1 protein-coding gene is annotated in these 709 nt (G+C 59.0%); it reads left to right on the forward strand.

Features of this window, described 5'->3' with window-relative positions; translation table 11 throughout:
• The coding region (locus XANALMUS060_RS17250; protein ID WP_235430618.1) for an AraC family ligand binding domain-containing protein at positions 1-539 on the forward strand (539 nt) is incomplete at its 5' end.
• Between the last annotated feature and the right edge of the window lie 170 nt (positions 540-709).

The following is a 709-nucleotide window of genomic DNA, read 5'->3' on the forward strand; positions in this document are numbered from 1 at the left end:
CAAACAGCACGGACAAACAGAAAGTTCTACGTCAAGCCACCCATGGGCAATACTTCTGCCATGCCACCGGCAGCGAGCATGCCATGCTGATTCTGGACGAGGGCGTTATGGCCTTTGCCGTGATCCGTCATGGGTTCCGTGGACAAGGACTGGTCGGCGGGCCAATCGAGATGTCTGGACGGCTGTGCTACATCGACAACTGCTCGGATTCGTTGCTGGTCTACCCGCCGCGCAAAGGCGACCCAAGCCTCAACCACTTGTCGTTCCCTGCCGGTGTGCGCCAGTCGTTCCATATCCACCCCTCGATCCGCTTAGGCGTGGTCGCCAGCGGCTCCGGCTTTGCCTGCTTTGCAGGTCGCGAAATCCCTCTCACAGCCGGCACCTTGTTCTGCATCGAAGAGCGCGAGTTGCATCGCTTCCGCACTGACGATCAGCAGCTCAATGTCATCGTGTTCCATCCCGATGGCGATTGGGGGCCAACCGATCAGGCTCACCCGATGCTCAACCGCACCTATCTATTGGATGCGCATCATGGATGATCCTGCGACCATCCGAATGACCTATCCCGATGCACAACTGTGTGCCGGCGGACGGGCGCACCAGGTACTGATGGCGGTCCAGTCTCCCAACGTCGTCGTGCTAGGCGGATTTTTGGACCAAGTCGATTGCCGCGATCTGATCGATCTGGCCGGACCACGAATGAAACGGT

Origin of the sequence: Xanthomonas sp. MUS 060 (assembly GCF_000963215.1) — a bacterium.
In the GTDB taxonomy this organism is placed as follows: domain Bacteria; phylum Pseudomonadota; class Gammaproteobacteria; order Xanthomonadales; family Xanthomonadaceae; genus Xanthomonas_A.